This is a genomic window from Kitasatospora sp. NPDC051705 (genome assembly GCF_044453265.1).
Classification (GTDB): Bacteria; Actinomycetota; Actinomycetes; order Streptomycetales; family Streptomycetaceae; genus Kitasatospora.
Window position 1 is genome coordinate 342,962 of sequence record NZ_JBITCO010000002.1, and the last position, 16,000, is coordinate 358,961.

The 16,000-nt window shown below is 76.6% G+C and carries 13 protein-coding genes; 10 read left to right on the plus strand and 3 right to left on the minus strand.

All coding sequences use genetic code 11. The annotated features are described in order from the left end of the window. Nucleotides 1-27: 27 nt before the first annotated feature. The gene (locus ACIA8Q_RS04135; RefSeq protein ID WP_360219869.1) at nt 28-1,443 is read left to right on the plus strand and encodes an SWIM zinc finger family protein; all 1,416 of its coding nucleotides are present in this window, start codon (nt 28-30) and stop codon (nt 1,441-1,443) included. A 65-nt stretch (nt 1,444-1,508) separates the two neighbouring features. Further along, entirely contained in the window at nt 1,509-4,238 is a 2,730-nt protein-coding gene (locus ACIA8Q_RS04140) for a DUF6493 family protein (RefSeq protein WP_396316726.1), read from the plus strand. An 84-nt stretch (nt 4,239-4,322) separates the two neighbouring features. On the opposite strand, the gene ACIA8Q_RS04145 is transcribed toward ACIA8Q_RS04140, so the two are convergent. The 3 genes from ACIA8Q_RS04145 to ACIA8Q_RS04155 all read right to left on the minus strand — a co-directional run bounded on the left by ACIA8Q_RS04145 (nt 4,323) and on the right by ACIA8Q_RS04155 (nt 6,996). After that, nucleotides 4,323-5,525, minus strand: a complete 1,203-nt coding sequence (locus tag ACIA8Q_RS04145) for an MBL fold metallo-hydrolase (RefSeq protein ID WP_387897509.1) — start codon at nt 5,523-5,525, stop codon at nt 4,323-4,325. A 398-nt stretch (nt 5,526-5,923) separates the two neighbouring features. Continuing rightward, nucleotides 5,924-6,376 carry a MaoC family dehydratase gene (locus tag ACIA8Q_RS04150; protein WP_360219863.1) on the minus strand — a complete coding sequence of 151 codons (453 nt, stop codon included), beginning with the start codon at nt 6,374-6,376 and terminating at the stop codon, nt 5,924-5,926. A gap of 176 nt (nt 6,377-6,552) precedes the next feature. Continuing rightward, on the minus strand, nt 6,553-6,996 hold the full coding sequence (locus ACIA8Q_RS04155; protein WP_360219860.1) for a pyridoxamine 5'-phosphate oxidase family protein: 444 nt from the start codon (nt 6,994-6,996) through the stop codon (nt 6,553-6,555). A 198-nt stretch (nt 6,997-7,194) separates the two neighbouring features. Between ACIA8Q_RS04155 and ACIA8Q_RS04160 the strand changes: the two genes are divergently transcribed. The 8 genes from ACIA8Q_RS04160 to ACIA8Q_RS04195 all read left to right on the plus strand — a co-directional run bounded on the left by ACIA8Q_RS04160 (nt 7,195) and on the right by ACIA8Q_RS04195 (nt 15,983). After that, complete coding sequence (locus ACIA8Q_RS04160) at nt 7,195-8,049, plus strand: hypothetical protein (RefSeq protein ID WP_360219857.1); 855 nt, start codon at nt 7,195-7,197, stop codon at nt 8,047-8,049. Between the two features lie 281 nt (nt 8,050-8,330). Continuing rightward, nucleotides 8,331-8,810 (plus strand): hypothetical protein, encoded by a 480-nt coding sequence (locus ACIA8Q_RS04165; protein ID WP_360219855.1) that lies wholly within the window; start codon nt 8,331-8,333, stop codon nt 8,808-8,810. Continuing rightward, nucleotides 8,804-9,778, plus strand: a complete 975-nt coding sequence (locus ACIA8Q_RS04170) for a hypothetical protein (RefSeq protein ID WP_360219852.1) — start codon at nt 8,804-8,806, stop codon at nt 9,776-9,778. The genes ACIA8Q_RS04165 and ACIA8Q_RS04170 overlap by 7 nt, the downstream gene beginning before the upstream one ends. 150 nt (nt 9,779-9,928) lie before the next feature. Next, nucleotides 9,929-10,864, plus strand: a complete 936-nt coding sequence (locus ACIA8Q_RS04175; RefSeq protein ID WP_360219849.1) for an SAF domain-containing protein — start codon at nt 9,929-9,931, stop codon at nt 10,862-10,864. Then, nucleotides 10,864-12,501, plus strand: coding sequence for a hypothetical protein (locus ACIA8Q_RS04180; protein WP_360219847.1), 1,638 nt, complete (start codon nt 10,864-10,866; stop codon nt 12,499-12,501). The genes ACIA8Q_RS04175 and ACIA8Q_RS04180 overlap by 1 nt, the downstream gene beginning before the upstream one ends. After that, on the plus strand, nt 12,491-14,146 hold the full coding sequence (locus ACIA8Q_RS04185) for a CpaF/VirB11 family protein (RefSeq protein ID WP_360219844.1): 1,656 nt from the start codon (nt 12,491-12,493) through the stop codon (nt 14,144-14,146). Before ACIA8Q_RS04180 ends, ACIA8Q_RS04185 begins: the two co-directional genes overlap by 11 nt. Next, nucleotides 14,146-15,105 carry a type II secretion system F family protein gene (locus ACIA8Q_RS04190; RefSeq protein WP_360219841.1) on the plus strand — a complete coding sequence of 320 codons (960 nt, stop codon included), beginning with the start codon at nt 14,146-14,148 and terminating at the stop codon, nt 15,103-15,105. Before ACIA8Q_RS04185 ends, ACIA8Q_RS04190 begins: the two co-directional genes overlap by 1 nt. After that, the gene (locus ACIA8Q_RS04195; RefSeq protein ID WP_360219838.1) at nt 15,102-15,983 is read left to right on the plus strand and encodes a hypothetical protein; all 882 of its coding nucleotides are present in this window, start codon (nt 15,102-15,104) and stop codon (nt 15,981-15,983) included. The genes ACIA8Q_RS04190 and ACIA8Q_RS04195 overlap by 4 nt, the downstream gene beginning before the upstream one ends. The last annotated feature ends 17 nt before the right edge of the window (nt 15,984-16,000 follow it).

Consider the following 16,000-nt stretch of genomic DNA (forward strand, 5'->3'; position numbering starts at 1 on the left):
TCAGTGCCCTCACCTAGCGTGCTCGGCATGACGCAATCCGCACACGCGTACGCCTATCTGCGTCCGTCCGCCGTCCTCGACGGCGCCGGCGGGCGGCACCTCGACCTGGCCACCTCCGGCGGCGCCACCCCGCTCGGCGCGGCGGCCAACCCGCGCTTCTTCGCGGGCTTCCTGACGGACCCGGCACCGGCCGCCGCCGCGCTGCTCGCCGTGGCCGACGTCGCCGCCGCCCGCTACTACCAGCCGCAGCTGCGCGCCTCGCTCGACCCGGTCGTGACGGCCAACGGGGACCGGCTGCGCTTCGAGTCCTTCTCCGGCTGCTGCGGCGTCTACGCCCGGCTCGACGTGCTCGGCGCCGGCCTGGACGGCGACGACATCGGGCACGGCACCACCAACGTCGACGTCAACAACCCGCTGCGCGAGGCCCTGACCAGGATCGGCCCCGCCGACCCGCTGCATCTCGCGGTCGGGCCGGACGCCCTGGAGGTCACCACCTTCGACGGGCCGCTGGTCGAGAAGAAGGTCCCGCTGCCGGAGCGCTGGCTGCGCGGATTCGCCGAGACGCAGGTCGTCGCCGCCGGCTTCGACCTGCGCGCCGAGCTGCCCGCCGCCGAGGCGGTGCGCTTCCTGCGCTCGCTCCCGCGCGGCGGCCGCAGCAGCGTGCTGCGGGTCGTCCCCGCCGGGCGGACGCTGCGGCCCACCACCCGGCCGGTGCCCGGCGCGGTCTGCCTGCCCGGGCCCGAGCGGCTCGCCGCGCTGCAGCGCGTCCTGCGGCACGCGACGGCCCTGCGGGTCTACGGGCCCGCCGCCGGCGACGCCCCGGCGGCCTCGGCCTGGGAGGTGGTGCTGCCCGGCATGCGGCTCACGCTCACCCTCTCGCCCGACGCCTCCCGGGGCTTCTCCGGCGAGGGCGGGGTGCTCGGCGCGCTCGCCACCGGCACCGTCGACCAGGACGCCGAGCTGGTCGCGGTGCTGCTCGCCTGGGAGCCGCGGATCGAGGTCGCCGACCTCGCCGAGCAGTCCGGGCTCACCCCCGCGCGGGTGCGCGCCGCCCTCACCAGGCTCGGCACCGCCGGGCAGATCGGCTACGACACCGCCGAGGCCGCGTTCTTCCACCGGCAGCTCCCGTACGACGCGGGGCGGGCCGAGGCGGCCAACCCGCGGCTGCGGGCCGCGCGGGCCCTGGTCGCCGCGGGTGCGGTGCGGCTGGAGCCGGGCGGCGCGACGGCCGTCGTCACGGTGGACGACCACATCCAGCGGGTGCGCACGGACGACACGGGGCGCGCCTCCTGCACCTGCCTGTGGTGGGCCAAGTACCGGGGCGGGCGCGGGCCGTGCAAGCACGCGCTGGCCGTCGGCATGGTGCGCGAGGCGGCCGGCCGGGGCGCGCAGCAGGGGCGGGCCGCCGGCGCGGCGCAGGGGGCCCGGGGGGTCCGGGCATGAGCGGGGCGGGAGGCGTGACGGTGACGGCGGACGTGGAGACGGGCGTGGCGGCAGGAGGGGCGGGCGTGACGGGTGCCACGGGGGCGGTGACGGCGGAGGCGGAGGGCCGGCCGGACGGCGTGGCGCGCCTGCTCAGGGCCGTCCGGGGCGGGCGGATGTCGCTGATACCCGCCCTGGTCGACGACCTGGACGCGGCCCAGCGGCGGCAGTGCCTGCCCGCGCTCAAGGCCCTGCGCAAGGAGCTGCGCGACGACTGGTCGAACGACGGGATCGGCGCCCGGGGCGCCCTGCTGCTCGCCGGGGCGGGCTGCCACACCGGCCCGGCCGGCGCCGCCACCTGGCTCGCCGGGCGCGACTTCACCGGGCGCGACTGGGCGCGGCACCCGGCCCTCGGCCGCCTCGTCGAGGCGCAGCCGGTGGAGTGGCAGATCGAGGTGGCGACCAGGCTCGCCGCCCGGTCGGCCTCGGGCTGGGGCCGGTCGATGTACCCGCTCGCGGAGGCCGTGGTGCGGCGCACCGGCTGTGCGGTGCCGCAGGACGAGCCCTTCGTCCGCGAGTGGGCGAGCTCCGTGCGCCAGGGCGGCGGCCCGCAGCCGACCGTCGCGGCGCTGCTGCGGGCGGACGCCTTCACCCCGGTGCTGGCGCCCCGGGTGTTCGAACTCGACGACATCGGGTGGATGCTCTCCTGGCAGCGCAGCCCCCGCCCCGGGGACTCCTGGCCGGAGGCGTTCGCCGAGCTCGCCGCCACCGGCGAGCTGGACCGCGCCGAGCTGCTCGACGCCTGCCTGGCCCGGCTGCTGCGCGGCGGGAAGTCCCCCGACCAGCGGGCCTTCCTCGACGTGCTGCGCGCCCTCGCCCCGACCCCCGAGGAGTACGCGGCCCGCGTCCGGGACGTGCTGGCGCTGCTCGACGCGCCGTCCGTGATCGCCGGACACGCCCAGGAGGTGCTGGTCGGGCTGGACGAGGCCGGGCTGACCGAGCCCGAGGTGCTGGCCGAGGCCTCGGCGGTGGTGCTGTTCCGGACGGAGAAGAAGCTGGTGCGCGCCCAGCTCGGCTGGCTGGACCGCGCGGCCAGGCGCGAGCCCGCGCGGTCCGGGCCGGTGGTGCTCGCGGCGTCCGCCGCGTTCGGGCACCCGGACCAGGGCGTCCAGGAGCGGGCGCTGCGGGTGGTCGCCAAGCACCTGCGCGCGGCGGGCGAGGCCGTGCTGCCCGAGCTCCGCCTCGCCGCCGAGGCGCTGAACCCCGCCCACCACCCGCGGGCCGGCGAAGTGCTCGGCGCCCCGGTCGGCGGCGAGGACCCGGACACCGGGTGGGACGAACTCCTCCCGCCCGCCCCGCAGCCGCGCCCGCTCGGCGCGCCGATCGCCTCCGCCGCCGAGGTGGCGGAGGAGCTGTCCGCCCTGCTGGCCGCCGAGAGCCCGGACGTCGCGGTCTTCGAACGGGTGCTGGACGGCCTGGTCCGCCAGGCCCACCTGGACCGCGCCGCGCTCGCCGAGGCCCTGGAACCGGTCCGCCGGGTCCACCCGTGGAGCGGCGTGGGGCGCTGGTACGACTGCACGCCCCGCGACGTCCTCCACGTGGCGGCCGCGGTCGCCGGCGAAACCCCGCCGCACCGGGGGGTCCGGGACCTCCCCGGCGGCAAGGGCCGTTCGCCGCTGCGCAGCCAGAACAACACCGTGTACGGCACCGTCCTCGCCGCCCGGATGGAGGAGGCCGCCCGGCAGGTCGCCGCGGACCGGCCCCCGTTCCTGCTGGCCACCCCGACCGACACCACCGGAGCGGTCGCCGCCGGGGTGCTGGTCGAACGGCTCGCCGGGTACGAGGCGGCCGGCGTCACCCCGGGCCGGGCCGACCTGTGCGCCGCGCTGCTGCGGGCCGCGCCCACCTCGGACGCGGAGGTGCTGCGGGCTGCCGGGGAGCTCGGCTCGCCCGCCGGGCGGTGGGTCGCGCACTGGCTGCGCACCGGGGGCCTGCCCGACCAGCCGTCCGAGCGGGTGTACTTCGCCCCCGGGCGGGGCTCCCGGCACGGCCGGATCTACGGGGAGCGCTGGTGGGAGGACCTCCAGCGGGTAGCCGTCGCCCAGCCGGGCGCCGGCGCCGGGCCGAAGGGGCCGGACGGCGAGCGGCTCGCCCCCGAGTTCCGGGCGCTGCTGGAGGGCACCGAACCCAGCGCGGCCCGGGTCCGCAAGATCGCCGAATGGCCCTGGTGGCCCACCGCGCACTGGGCCGCGATGCTCCCGTGGCACCGGGAGGAGCTGGCCGCCCGCTGGCTCGACCACTTCGCCGGCGGCGCCGACCGGGACGCCCGGGACACCGCGCGGCTGCTGCCGGCCCTCGCCGAGGCGGGCGGCCCGGCCGGGCTGGCCCTGCACCTGGCCGTGGCGTACGGGCTGGGCGCCCGGGACGCGGAGGACCGGACGGCGGCCGTCGACGCCCTGCTGGTGCTCGCCGCGCGCGGTGAGCTGGACGGCGCGCTGCTCGGCCGCGAACTGGGCGTGCTCGTCGGCCCCGGTACGGTCAAGGCCACCCGGCTCGCCTCGGCGCTCGCCCTGGCGGCGGGCACCGGCGCCTACGGGACGGTGTGGTCGGTGCTCGGGGCGGCCCTGCCGGGGCTGCTCGGCGGCGCCGAACAGTCCGCGCGGGGCCTCGGCGACCTGCTCGCCCTCGCGGCCGACTGCGCCCGGCGCACCCGCGCCCGCGGCCCGGTGGCCGAGGTGACGGCCACGGCGGAGCGCGCCGGGTCGAGCCGGGTGGTCAAGGAGGCCCGGATCCTGCGGGACGTCCTCGCGGCGTGAGGCACTGACGGCTGGTGGCTGACGGGTAGCGGCTGACAGATGACAGCTGACAGATAACAGCTGACAACTTTCAGCGAACAGATTTCAGCGAACAGACTTTGAAATCTGTTCGCTGAAATCCGTTGCCGCCGCCCGCTCGCGCACCGGGGCCGCCGCCGCCCGCCCGTCCCGGACCAGTGGCTCGACGGCGCGCGTCGCGGCGGCGACCGCGACCGCACGCCACCAGAGCCGCAGTGCCGGAGGGTCGGCCGGCTCGAAGGGCTTGCCGGGCCGGGGCACCGCCAGCCGGGCGCCGAGCGTCTGGGCGGCCGTGACCACCCGTTCGGCGGGCTCCTCCCAGGGGTGCGGCGCCAGGCTGAAGGTGCACCAGTGGATCGGCAGCATCAGCTCGCCGCCCAGGTCGAGGTGGGCCTGCACGCCCTCCTCCGGCGTCATGTGCACCTCGGGCCAGAAGTCGCTGTACGCGCCGACCTGCATCATCGTCGCGTCGAAGGGCCCGAGTCGGCGGCCGATCTCGGCGAACCCGGGGAAGTACCCGGTGTCCCCGCTGTGGAAGATCCGGTGGTCCGGGCCGGCCACCACCCAGGACGCCCAGAGGAACAGCGCGCTGGTGCGCGGTCCGCGGCTGCAGTAGTGGCGCGCCGGTGTGGCGGTCAGGGTGAGCCCGGCGACCTCGGCGGACTCCCACCAGTCCAGTTCGACGATGCGCCGGGCCGGCACCCCCCAGTGCTCCAGGTGCGCCCCGACCCCGAGCGGCACCGCGAACACCGCGTCGGTGTCGATCAGCGCGCGGACGGTGGCCATGTCGAGGTGGTCGTAGTGGTCGTGGGAGACCACCACCACGTCCACCGGCCCGAGTTCGGACAGCGGCAGCGGCATCGGGTGCAGCCGCTTGGGGCCGGTCCAGGCGAACGGGGAGCAGCGCTCGCCCCACACCGGGTCGAGCAGCACCCGCCGCCCGCCGATCTCGGCGAGCACGGTGGCGTGGCCGAGCCAGGTCAGCCGCAGTCCGGACTCCGGGGGCGTCGCGAGGTCGACCGGCAGCAGCCGGTGCACCGGGACGGCGGCGGCCGGCGCCCGGCGGGTCTTGTCCCCGGTCAGCTGGGCCCGGGTGACCTCCAGCGGGCTGCGCTCGTAGACGAGCCGGCGGGTGGGCACCGGGTTGCGGAAGGCGCCGTCGGCGAACTGCGGGGAGCGGTGGATGCGGGCCAGCCGCTCGCCCTTCGGGTCGGCGCCGAAGGCCTCGGCCCGGACCCGGTGCCAGGCCGCGCGGGGCAGTGCGGCCAGTCCAGGTGCGGCGGGACCGGCGGCAGGGTCGGAGGACGGCGGGGCGAGCTGCGAGGAAAGACCGGCGAGGCGGGCGAACCAGGGGGCTGGGCGGGGCACGGCTCCTCCAAGGACGGTCACGGCTACCGGGCGTGCCGGGGCGCGTACCTCGGTGGCTGGTGAGGCCACTGCGGTACGACAACCATCTCGTCGGAGGTTACTCGCCGCAGGTCGGCCGGACCTGGTGGACGGCTCGAGGCGGGCCAATCGGCGTACCCGACCGCCCTCCACCGCCCCGGACCACCCCGCGGCGGCGCCCCGGACCACCCCGCGGCGCCGGCCGGGGGCGACCCGTGGAGCCGGCCCGGCGCCCCGGCCGTCGGTCCGGGCCGGAACGCGCCGCCCCGGACCCGCGCCCGCTACGCGTAGAACCGCGTGATCGTCTCCGCGACGCAGTGCGGCTTGGTGCTCTCCGCGCTGGTGATGGTGAACCGCACCACGGCCTGGACCCCGCCCGCCACCTCGGTGGCCGATACCAGCTCGGCGGTGGCCCGGATCGCCGTGCCCACCGGCACCGGTGCCGGGAAGCGGACCTTCTCCGAGCCGTAGTTGAGCGCCATCCGCACGCCCTCGACGCTGTAGCACTCCTTCGCCAGCACCGGGATCATCGACTGGGTCAGGTAGCCGTGCGCGATGGTGGAGCCGAACCGGCTCTCCTTGGCGCGCTCCGGGTCCACGTGGATCCACTGGTGGTCACCGGTGGCCTCGGCGAACAGGTCGATCTGCCGCTGCTGGATGGTGTGCCACTCGCTGGTGCCCAGCTCGGTGCCGACGGCGGCGGTCAGGTCGGCGAGGGAGGCGAAGCTCGTCACGGTGTGCTCCTGGAGGGGGCGTGCCCGGGGGAGAGGTGCAGGACGCCGGAAGCGTATGCCTACCCACCGGTATCTGTCAGGGGGTGACGGCGCGGCACCCGTCTCCCCGGCACCCGTCCGCTCGGCACTCGTCGGCCCGCCGGGCCCCACCGGCCCGGTCGGCCCCGCCGCCGGCCTCAGGACCGCAGCGCCCCGCGCCCCGCGGCGCCCTGCCCGGTCGGGAACAGCCGACGGCCGCTGACCAGCTCCGGCACCAGCGCGACGAACAGCGGCTCCGGATCGCCCACCCACGGCCGCAGGCCGGAGCGCAGCACCCGCCGCACCTGGTCGGGCTCGCGCACCACGTCGGCCCGTCCGTGCACCAGGACGCTCCAGCCGGTCCGGGTGACCGGGTCCAGCAGGTCCGCCTGGAAGGCCACCACCGTGCCGTCCAGCCCGCGCGCGGTCGCACTTCCCCGGCGCACGGCGAGCACCAGCCGCCCGTCCAGGACCTCGAAGGAGACCGGCAGGACGGCCGGAAGTGCGTGCTCGGTGTACACCACGCGCCCGACGGGCACGGTGCTGAGCAGCCGCAGGCACTCGGCCTCGCTCAGGGTCTCCACACGGTCCTCGCGCTCCATGCGACCGATCGTCCTCCGGTCGGCGTGCGCGCCGATAGGGCCCATGGTCCCGGAGCGGGCGGGCCGGGAGCCCCGTCGGCGGACGCCGGGAGCGGTAGCCTGCCCGGCGGTGGAACGGCACCCGCCCCCGCGCGCAGCGGCGGCGGGCGCGGCGGGCGACCCCGGGTGCGCCGGGGCCGGCGAGGGAGGGGCGGGCGTATGGCGGGCGGGGTCGACCTGGTGGTGATCGGGGCGGACGGCGGACCGGACCGGGGCTTCGGCGGTTCGGCACTGGCGCCGGACGGCGCCCGGCTGCTCGCCGAGGTGCTGCCGGGGATGTGCTTCGACGCGGGTGCGGCCGGCTGCCGGGTCACCGGGGTGGCGCCGGACGCGGACGCCAACGCGATGCTGACCGCCGTCCGGGACGCCGCCCAGCACCCGGGCCGCTGGCTGGTGGTGTGCCTGGTCGGCCAGTTGGTGGCCGACCCGCGCGGCCGCCGGCTCGCCCTGGTCACCGGCGGCAGCACCGCCGACAACGCCTACCGGCGCGGCCTGGCCTGGGACTGGGTGGTCAGCGCGATGGTGCACGGGGACCAGGAGGAGGCTTTGCTGCTGGTCGACGCGGTGGCCGACCGGGACACCTGGGCGGCGCTGGAGCGCGGTGGCGGCGAGGACGGGGCCGGTGAGCTGCTGAGCTACCCGCGCGTCCCGCTGTGGGGCCGGGTCGGCCGCTACGCCCCCGGCAGACGCGGCCGGGACGCCGTGCTGCCGGGCGGTGAGGGGTCGTTCAGCCGGGCCCTGACCACCGTCCTGCGCCAGGGCGTCCCGGGTGCTCCGGCCGCCGTCGCCCCGCTGGATCTCCAGCCCTCGGTGGCGGCGCTGATCGACGGTGCCGAACCGGCCGGTAGTTCGGGTGCGCCGGGCGCGCGCCTGCTCGTTCCGCCGCAGGGCGGGCGCCTCCTGATGCGCAATCGGGCCGCGGTCAGGGGCGCATTGGCCGGATTGTCGCTTTCCGAAGAACTGTTGGCCGTTCTGTGGCGGGAAAGTGCCCCGACGGAACCGCCTTCCGCGTAAGGTCAGGGGGCCTGAGGTGTTGCCGTGATGGGGTGGGTTGGCGAAGAATCGATCCCCAGCGGAAACACCGGCGGGACAGCGGAATTCTTCTGGCGGCCACGGATCACTGACCGGGTCGGTCGCGATGAGGTGGGGCGATGCGGCAGCGCGGAAATGTGTTGCGCCCTGGGGCGGTTGGGATCGGCGGGGTGGTTCTGGCGTTGCTCCTCGGGGCATGTGCGAGCAGTGGTGCCGGTGGTTCCGTCGATCGTCTCGGGACGGCTGCGCCCAGTGTTGCGGGAGTGGATCCGGTAACTCCTTCGGGTGGTTCGGTAAACGGCTCGATCGCGCCGACCGACGGGCCGGAAGGGGCGATGGGGCGGCTTGCCCTGAAGACGTATCAGGACTGGTGGCAGGCCCAGGCGGACGCATTCGGGCGAACGGATTCGGACGGATTCGCTCTGGAGACGTACTCCTCCGGCCGGGCGCTGGCCGATGCCCTGGTCGGTCTCCGCCAACTCCGCGACGCCAAACTGGTGATGACCGGAACTCCGCGGAATTCCGCCGCGGTGAAGACCATTGATCTCACATCCGATCCGCAGACCGCGGTGATCGAGGACTGCGTCGACGTGTCGGACTGGCGCCGCGTCGACGCCGTCACCCGCGCCGCCAAGGATCCGGGCCAGCGGCTGAACCGCTACGTCGCGACCGCGTCCCTGCGCTGGTTCCAAGCACGTTGGCTGATCTACGACTTCAAGCGGGAGGTGGACCGGACATGCTGAACGCGCTGAACACGACGAACCGGAGGAAGCCGAGTCCCAGGAAACCGGCCGGGCGGTTGGCGATCCTCGCGCCGTTGTCCGCCGGGTTGCTGCTGGCCTCGGCGATCACGGCGGCGGCGGACGAACCACCGGGTGGCGGCGCCGAACAGTGCTATCCGGACGTGATCTGTTCGGGGGTCAACTCCGGCGGGAAGAAGCCCGTCCCCGGCCCGAGCCAGCCCGGCGGCACCGGCGGCGGGGCCGAGGACGGCCCGCAGGTGTGCAGCTACCACGACCAGCAGTGGGCCTGCCACGATCCGGAGCTCGGCTGGTTCAACAGCGGCTCCGGCTGCTACTACCGCCCGCTGGACAACCCGCCCGCCGAGGGCGCCCCGGAGTGGCAGGGGCACAAGCCGTCCGAGGGCGCGCTCTACTCCAAGGTCTGCCCGCAGACGGGCGGCGGGATGGGCGGCGCCGAGATCGTGTTCGAGGCCACCACGCCGGCCGGTCCGCCGGTGCTGAACCTGGCGGACATCGGGGTCAGCTACGCCCACGAGATGCGCTTCCCGAAGCCGGCCGCGGGCGTCGCCCCCAAGGGCACCGCCGTGGTGAAGGCGCCGGTCTGGCTCTGGGTCGACAACGTCGTCGCACCGGCGCCCAAGACGCTCTCCGTCCCCGGCGCCTCGGTGACGGTCACGCCCCTGCTGAAGGGCGTGACCTGGGACTTCGGCAAGGACGTCACGGTGAACTGCGACACCGCCGGCACGCCGTACGACCCGAAGTACGGCGCGGCCAAGTCGCCCGACTGCGGCTACGAGTTCGCCGTCGGCTCGGCCAACCGCAAGGACGGCGTCTACGCGGGCACCGTCACGGCGAACTGGGTGGGGCACGTCGTGGTCACCGGGCCGAACGCGAAGACCTTCGACGTCAAGATCCCGCAGTCCACGGACATCAGGCTCAAGGTCGCCGAGGTGCAGGTCCTCAACTGACCCCGGGCCGGTCCACCCCGGAGCGGTCCGCCTCCGGCGCGGGCGTGGACCGGCGCCGGCACGGACGCGGGCCGAGCACGACTTCGACCCCCACGACTTCGACCCCCAGCACCAACGACCCGGAACGAGCACGAGGAAGGGCGGAACCCGGTGGAGAACCGTACATTCGCGACGCCGGGATCCGGCACACCCGCGGGCGCCGCGGTGTCCGTGGCGGTCCCGGACCAGGGAGCGGCCGCGGGTCGGGCCCGTGGCCGCGGCGCGGGCAAGGCCGGCGGCCGGGGCAAGGGCGCCGGCGCGGGCGGCGGCGCGGGCGGCGAGGACCAGCGCGCCGCGCCGCACACCCCCGGTCGTACCCTGCGGGCCCGGCGCCGCCGCCCGGCCGTGCTGGCGATGGCGGTCGCACTGATCGCGGCCGGCGGCCTGGGCGGTGCGGTGCTCTACAACAGCACCGGCCAGCGGGTCGCGGTGCTGGCGCTCGCCCGGGACGTCCCGTGGGGGCAGGTGATCACCGACGACGACCTGGTGGTGGCCCGGATCGCGGGCGATCCGGCGCTGCGGCCGGTCTCCGCAGTGGACCGGCGGACCGCGGTCGGCATGCGGGCCGCGACCGACCTCAAGCGCGGTGCCATGCTCACCCCGACCGACCTGGCGCAGAACCTGGCCGTCCAGCCCGGCCAGATCGTCGTCGGCGTCTCCGCCAAGCGCACCCAGCTGCCGGCCAGTCGGCTCCAGCCGGGGCTGCAGATCGTCGTCGTCTTCACCCCGGACAACAGCAAGGCGGACTCGATGCCCGCCACCGTCATCACCGTCGGCCGGGTGGACACCGACGGGAGCCAGGTCATCGACGTGGCCGTCGGTGCCGCGGACGGGCCCCGGCTGGCGCAGTGGGTGGCCGGCGGGCGGATCCAGGTGCTGCTGGCGCCGCGCGCCGCCTCGGCGGGCGGCGCGACCGCGGGCACCGGTGGTACCACGGGCACCGGCGGCACCGCCGCGCCGACCGCCCCGCCGAGCGGGGCCGCCACCGGGGCACCCTCCGGCGCGGCCACGGCGCCCGTGCCCCCCGCCGGGGCGGGTGGCGCCTGATGGCGGTGATCGCGGTGGCCGGCGGCCCGGGCGCGCCCGGCGCGACCACGACGGCCCTCGCCCTGCTGCTGGCCTGGCCGCTCGAGCCCGGCCGCCGGGTCCTGCTGGTGGAGGCCGACCCGGACGGCGGCGCCGTGCTCGCCGGCGCCCTGGAGGGCCGGGTCGAGGCGGTGTACGGGCTGCGCAACCTGGCCGTCGCCGACCGGCGCGGCCTGCTCGCCCAGACCATCTGGGAGCAGCTGATCGACCTGTCGCCCGACGGCACCGCCGAACGGCTGCTGCTGCCCGGCCTCACCGACCCCACCCAGGCACCCGGTCTCGCCTACACCTGGGAGCCGCTGATCGAGCTGCTGCACGGGCTCGAACCGCAGGGCTACGACGTCATCCTGGACCTCGGCCGCTCCGGCGCCACCGGTACGAGCGCGGTGCTGGCCCGCCGGGCGGACGTGGTGGCGGTGACGGTCCGCACCACGCTGCGCGGCCTGAGCTCCGCCCGCCCCCGGCTGTCCGCGCTCACCGAGGACCTCGCCACGGCGGGCACCGGCTCGGACGCGCTCGGGCTGCTGCTGGTCGGCGAGGGGCCCTACTCGGGCGCGGAGGTGTCGCGCGAGTTCGGGCTCCCGGTGCTGGGGCTGCTGCCGCACGCCGTCCGCACCGCCCGGGTGCTCTCCGACGGAGGGGACACCACCGACCGGCGCTTCATCCGCTCCGAGCTGATGCGCACCGCCCGTTCGGCGGCGGACGAGGTGCAGCTGCTGGTCCGGCGGCGGCGCCAGCGGCTCGCTCCGAACCCGGCGCCGGCGCCGGTGCCCGTGCCCGCCCTGCCCACCGCCCCGGACCGGGCCCAGCCGCAGGGCCCGGGGCCGTCCGTGCCCGGGCCGGTGGCGGCCCCCGCACCGGCGGCCTACCGCCCGACGACGGTCGGGTCACCGGCGGTCCCGGCGGAGGCGGTCCCGGCACAGGCGTACGAGTCGGCCGCCCACGGTGGGACGCCCCAGGCGCCCGCGGCGTACGGCGGGACCGGCTCCGGGGACGCGTCCTCCGCGCCGCCGACCTACGGCCAGGTGCCTTACGGCCAGGTGCCTTACGGCCAGGTGCCGTACGGCGAGGCGACGTACGGCGAGGTCGCGTACGGGCCGGTGACGCAGGGCCCGACGGCGTACGGCCCGGTGGGGCCCGGGCCGGTGGCGTACGGCCCCGTGGCGGGGGAGCAGCCCTCGTACCAGCCCCCGCAGCCCGTCCCGCCGGTGATCACCACCGGACCGGTGGCGCCGCTGGCCGGGCTGGCGCCCCAGCCCGCCGCGCCCGCGCCGTTCCCGGCGCACGTCCAGGCCCCGTACCCGGCGCAGCAGGCCCACCAGCCGTACGGCCGGCACGGCTCGTACGGCCCGCAGGAGCCTCAGCACCCGCAGGACCTGCAGGAGCCGCAGGAGCTGCAGCACCCGAAGGACCCGCCCGATCCGGTGAACGCGTCCGGCCGGGCCGGCCGGTCCGACCCGCAGGACCCCCACGGCCACCCGGCGGCCGCCCGGGACGAGCAGCAGTACCGGCTCCAGCAGCCGGCCGGGACACCCGACCAGCAGTCCGCCGACGGCCGGCGGCCGCAGACCCCCGGGGAGGTGCTCCGTGCGCGGTAGCCCCCTGCACCAGCACCCCACCGCCGACCCGGCCGCCCTGCCCTGGGCGACCCCGGCCTCGGCACCCGCTCCGGCACCCGTGCCCGGCCCCGCCGCGGCGCAGGCGTCCGCGACGGCGCAGGCCTACCGGCCCGGCCCCGTCGCCCCGCAGCCCGTTCCGCAGCCCGCCCCGCCGTACGCCCACCAGGGCGGCGCCGCGGCACCGACCGCCGTCCCGCCGGGGCTGCCCTCGCTGGACCTGCGCGGCGCCGCCACCCGGCCGGCCGTCGACCCGCAGGTGGCGCGCGAGCTCAAGCGCCAGGTCGCGGCCGAACTGCACCAGCAGATCACCCGGTTGACCAGCGCCTCCGGGTCCGAACCGGACCGCGCCACCCGCCGCCAGCGCGGCCGGGCGCTGATCGAGGAGGCCGTCGCCCGCTGGTCCGACGCCTACGCGCAGACCCACGGCATCCCGCCCACCCGCGAGCAGGACCGGGCGCTCGCCGAGGCGGTCTTCGACCTGCTCTTCCGGGCCGGGCGGCTGCAGCCCTACCTGGACGACCCGGAGATCGAGAACATCCTGATCAACGGCTGCGACGACGTGTGGATCTCCCGGGTGCACCAACCCCTGCGCCAGGTCCCGCCGGTGGCCGACAGCGACGCCGAACTCGTCGAGCTCCTCCAGGACCTGGCCCGCCAGCACGGCGGCGGTGAGCGCAGCCTCTCCACCGCCAGCCCGACCCTGGCGCTGCGCCTGGAGGGCGGCATGCGCCTGCAGGCGCTGACCGAGGTCACGCCCCGCCCGTACGTGGCGATCCGGCGCCACCGGGTGGCCTCGGCGACGCTGCCCGAGATGGTCGAACTCGGCACCCTGGACAGCACCCTGGCGGCCTTCCTGGCCGCCGCCATCCGGGCCCGCAAGAACGTGATGATCACCGGCACCCAGGGCGTCGGCAAGACCAGCCTGCTGCGCGCGATGGCCGCCGAGATCCCGCCGGACGAGCGGATCGGCACCCTGGAGTCCGAGTTCGAGCTGTGGCTGCACACCCTCGGGCACCTGCGCCAGGTCGTCCCGATGGAGGCCCGGGAGGGCAACGGGGAGCGCGTCGAGGGCCGGCTGGCCGGCGAGTTGACGATCGGCGACCTCATCCCGGCCGCGCTGCGGATGACCCTGTCGCGGATCATCGTCGGCGAGGTCCGCTCCGGCGAGGTCGTCCCGATGCTGCGGGTGATGACCAACGGCGAGGGCGGCTCGATGTGCACCCTGCACGCGCGCGGCCCGCAGATGGTCGTCGACCGCATCGCCGAACTCTGCCTCGAGTACGGCTCGCACATGACCGACTCGCTCGCCTACCGGCTCACCGCCAACGCCCTGGACCTCATCGTGCACGTCACCATGGTCGACGAGACCGCCGTCGGCGGCCGCCGGCACCGCTTCGTCTCCCACGTCCTCGAGGTCGCCGGCCTCGGCGAGAGCGGCCGGCCCGCGCTGAACACGGTGTTCGGCCCCCGGCTGGACATCGGCGAGCCGCGGGCCGTCCCGCACACCCCGCCGCAGTGCCTGGACGACCTGCGCCGGGCCGGCTTCGACGCCGGCCTGCTCGGCTCCCGGTACGGGAGCTGGGCCTCCCCGCTGCAGCTGCGGATCGGCGGTGGCGCGCGGTGATGCTGCTCTTCGCCCTGTGCGGGCTGGCGGTCGCGGGCGGCCTGGTCGCCCTGGTGGCCTGGGCCCGCGGCAGCGAGCCGGCGGACGAGGACGAGGCGCTCCGGCCGGACAACCCGCTGGCCGGGCGCGCCCACGTCCTCTGGTACGGCGCCCCCGGCACCGCCTCCTCCCGGATGGTGCGGCTGCGCCGTATCCAGCTGCCGGTCGCCCTGGCCGGCGCGCCGCTCGGCTGGCTGTTCACCGGCATCCCGCTGACCGCGCTCCTGGTGCCGCTGGCCGTCTTCGGCCTGCCCTGGCTGTTCGACACCACCCGCCCGGACACCCGCCGGATCGAACGGCTGGAGGCGCTGTCCGAGTGGACCCAGCGCATCGCCGACGTGCTGCTGCTCGGCGTCGGCCTCAACCAGGCCATCGTCACCAGCCGGCGCACCGCCCCCGCCGCCCTGGAGGAGGAGATCGGCGAGCTCGCCGCGCGGCTGCAGGCCCGCTGGCGGCCCGAGGAGGCGCTGCAGGCCTTCGCCGACAGCCTGGCCGACGCCACCGCCGACAAGGTGCTGGCCGCGCTCGTCCTGCGCTCCGGCGACAGCGGCCCGGGTCTCGCCCGCGCCCTGTCCGACATGGCCGACTCGGTGCGCGAGGAGGTCCGCCAGCGCCGCGCCATCGAGGCCGACCGGGCCAAGCACCGCACCACCATCCGCTGGCTGGTCGGCATCATCGTGCTGGTCGTCACGGTCGGCTCCTTCAACAGCGAGTACACCCGGCCGTACGGGACGGTGCTCGGCCAGGTCGTGCTCGCGGTGGTCGCCGCCCTGTTCGTCGCGATCATCGCCTGGATGCGCGCCCTCGCCTCGCACCCGCCGGTGCCCCGGCTGCTGGCGCCGGACCGGCGGAGCAGGAGCGGGCGCCGCACCCCGGCGCGCGCGGACGAGCCCGCCGAGCAGCTCGGGGAGGTCCGGTGATCTCCCCCTGGTCCGTGCTGGCCGGCGCCGCGGCGGCCGGCGGCCTCGCCGTGCTGATCGCCGAACTGCGTCCCGCCCCGCCGGACCTGCGCCAGGCGCTGGACCGGCTGCACCGCGCCCCCGCGGACCGGGCCGTCGACCCGGACGACGAGCGGCCCCGCTGGTACGACCGGATCGGCGAGCGCTCGGTCCACCTGCGCGGGGTGTCCGTCCCGCACCGCGAACTCGCCCTGATCGGCCGCACCCCGGCCCGCTTCATGGTGCACAAGCTGCTGTTCGCCGCGATCGGCCTGGTGCTGCCGGCCTACCTCGGTGCGATGGCCGTGGTGATGGACGTCGGCCTGCCGTTCGCCCTGCCGCTGCTGGCCGGGCCGCTGCTGGCCGGCCTGCTCTGGTTCGTCCCCGACGCCATCGTGCGCGGCGAGGCCAAGGAGGCGCGTACCGAGTACCTGCACGGCATCGCCGCCTACCTGGAGCTCGTCGCGCTGGAGCGGGCCGCCGACTGCGGCCCCGCCGAGGCCCTGCACCGCGCGGCCTCGGTCGGGCGCGGCGCGGTGTTCCGCCGGATCCGCGACGCCCTCGACCGGGCCACCACCGACCGGCTCCCGCCCTGGGCCGGACTGGACGCGCTCGCCGAGGAGTTGGGCCTCAGCCCGCTGCAGGACGTGGCGGACATCATGCGGCTGTCCGGCACCGACGGCGCCGCCGTGTACGACACCCTGCGGGCCCGCGCCAAGGGCCTGCGCGGCGAACTGCTCGCCGAGGACCTCGCCCGGGCCAACGCCGACAGCGAGCGGATGGTCGCGCCGGGGGCCGCCCTCACCCTGCTGATGACCGTCCTGATCGTCTTCCCCGCGCTCCACCAGATGCTCAACTGACCTGCGGAACAGTGCGT

What these genes read in the sequence shown, in the direction of transcription:
- ACIA8Q_RS04135 (WP_360219869.1), top strand. Translation starts at nt 28, where the DNA reads ATGACGCAATCCGCACACGCGTACGCCTATCTGCGTCCGTCCGCCGTC.
- ACIA8Q_RS04155 (WP_360219860.1), bottom strand. Translation starts at nt 6,996, where the DNA reads ATGGAGCGCGAGGACCGTGTGGAGACCCTGAGCGAGGCCGAGTGCCTG.
- ACIA8Q_RS04160 (WP_360219857.1), top strand. Translation starts at nt 7,195, where the DNA reads ATGGCGGGCGGGGTCGACCTGGTGGTGATCGGGGCGGACGGCGGACCG.
- ACIA8Q_RS04170 (WP_360219852.1), top strand. Translation starts at nt 8,804, where the DNA reads ATGCTGAACGCGCTGAACACGACGAACCGGAGGAAGCCGAGTCCCAGG.
- ACIA8Q_RS04180 (WP_360219847.1), top strand. Translation starts at nt 10,864, where the DNA reads ATGGCGGTGATCGCGGTGGCCGGCGGCCCGGGCGCGCCCGGCGCGACC.
- ACIA8Q_RS04190 (WP_360219841.1), top strand. Translation starts at nt 14,146, where the DNA reads ATGCTGCTCTTCGCCCTGTGCGGGCTGGCGGTCGCGGGCGGCCTGGTC.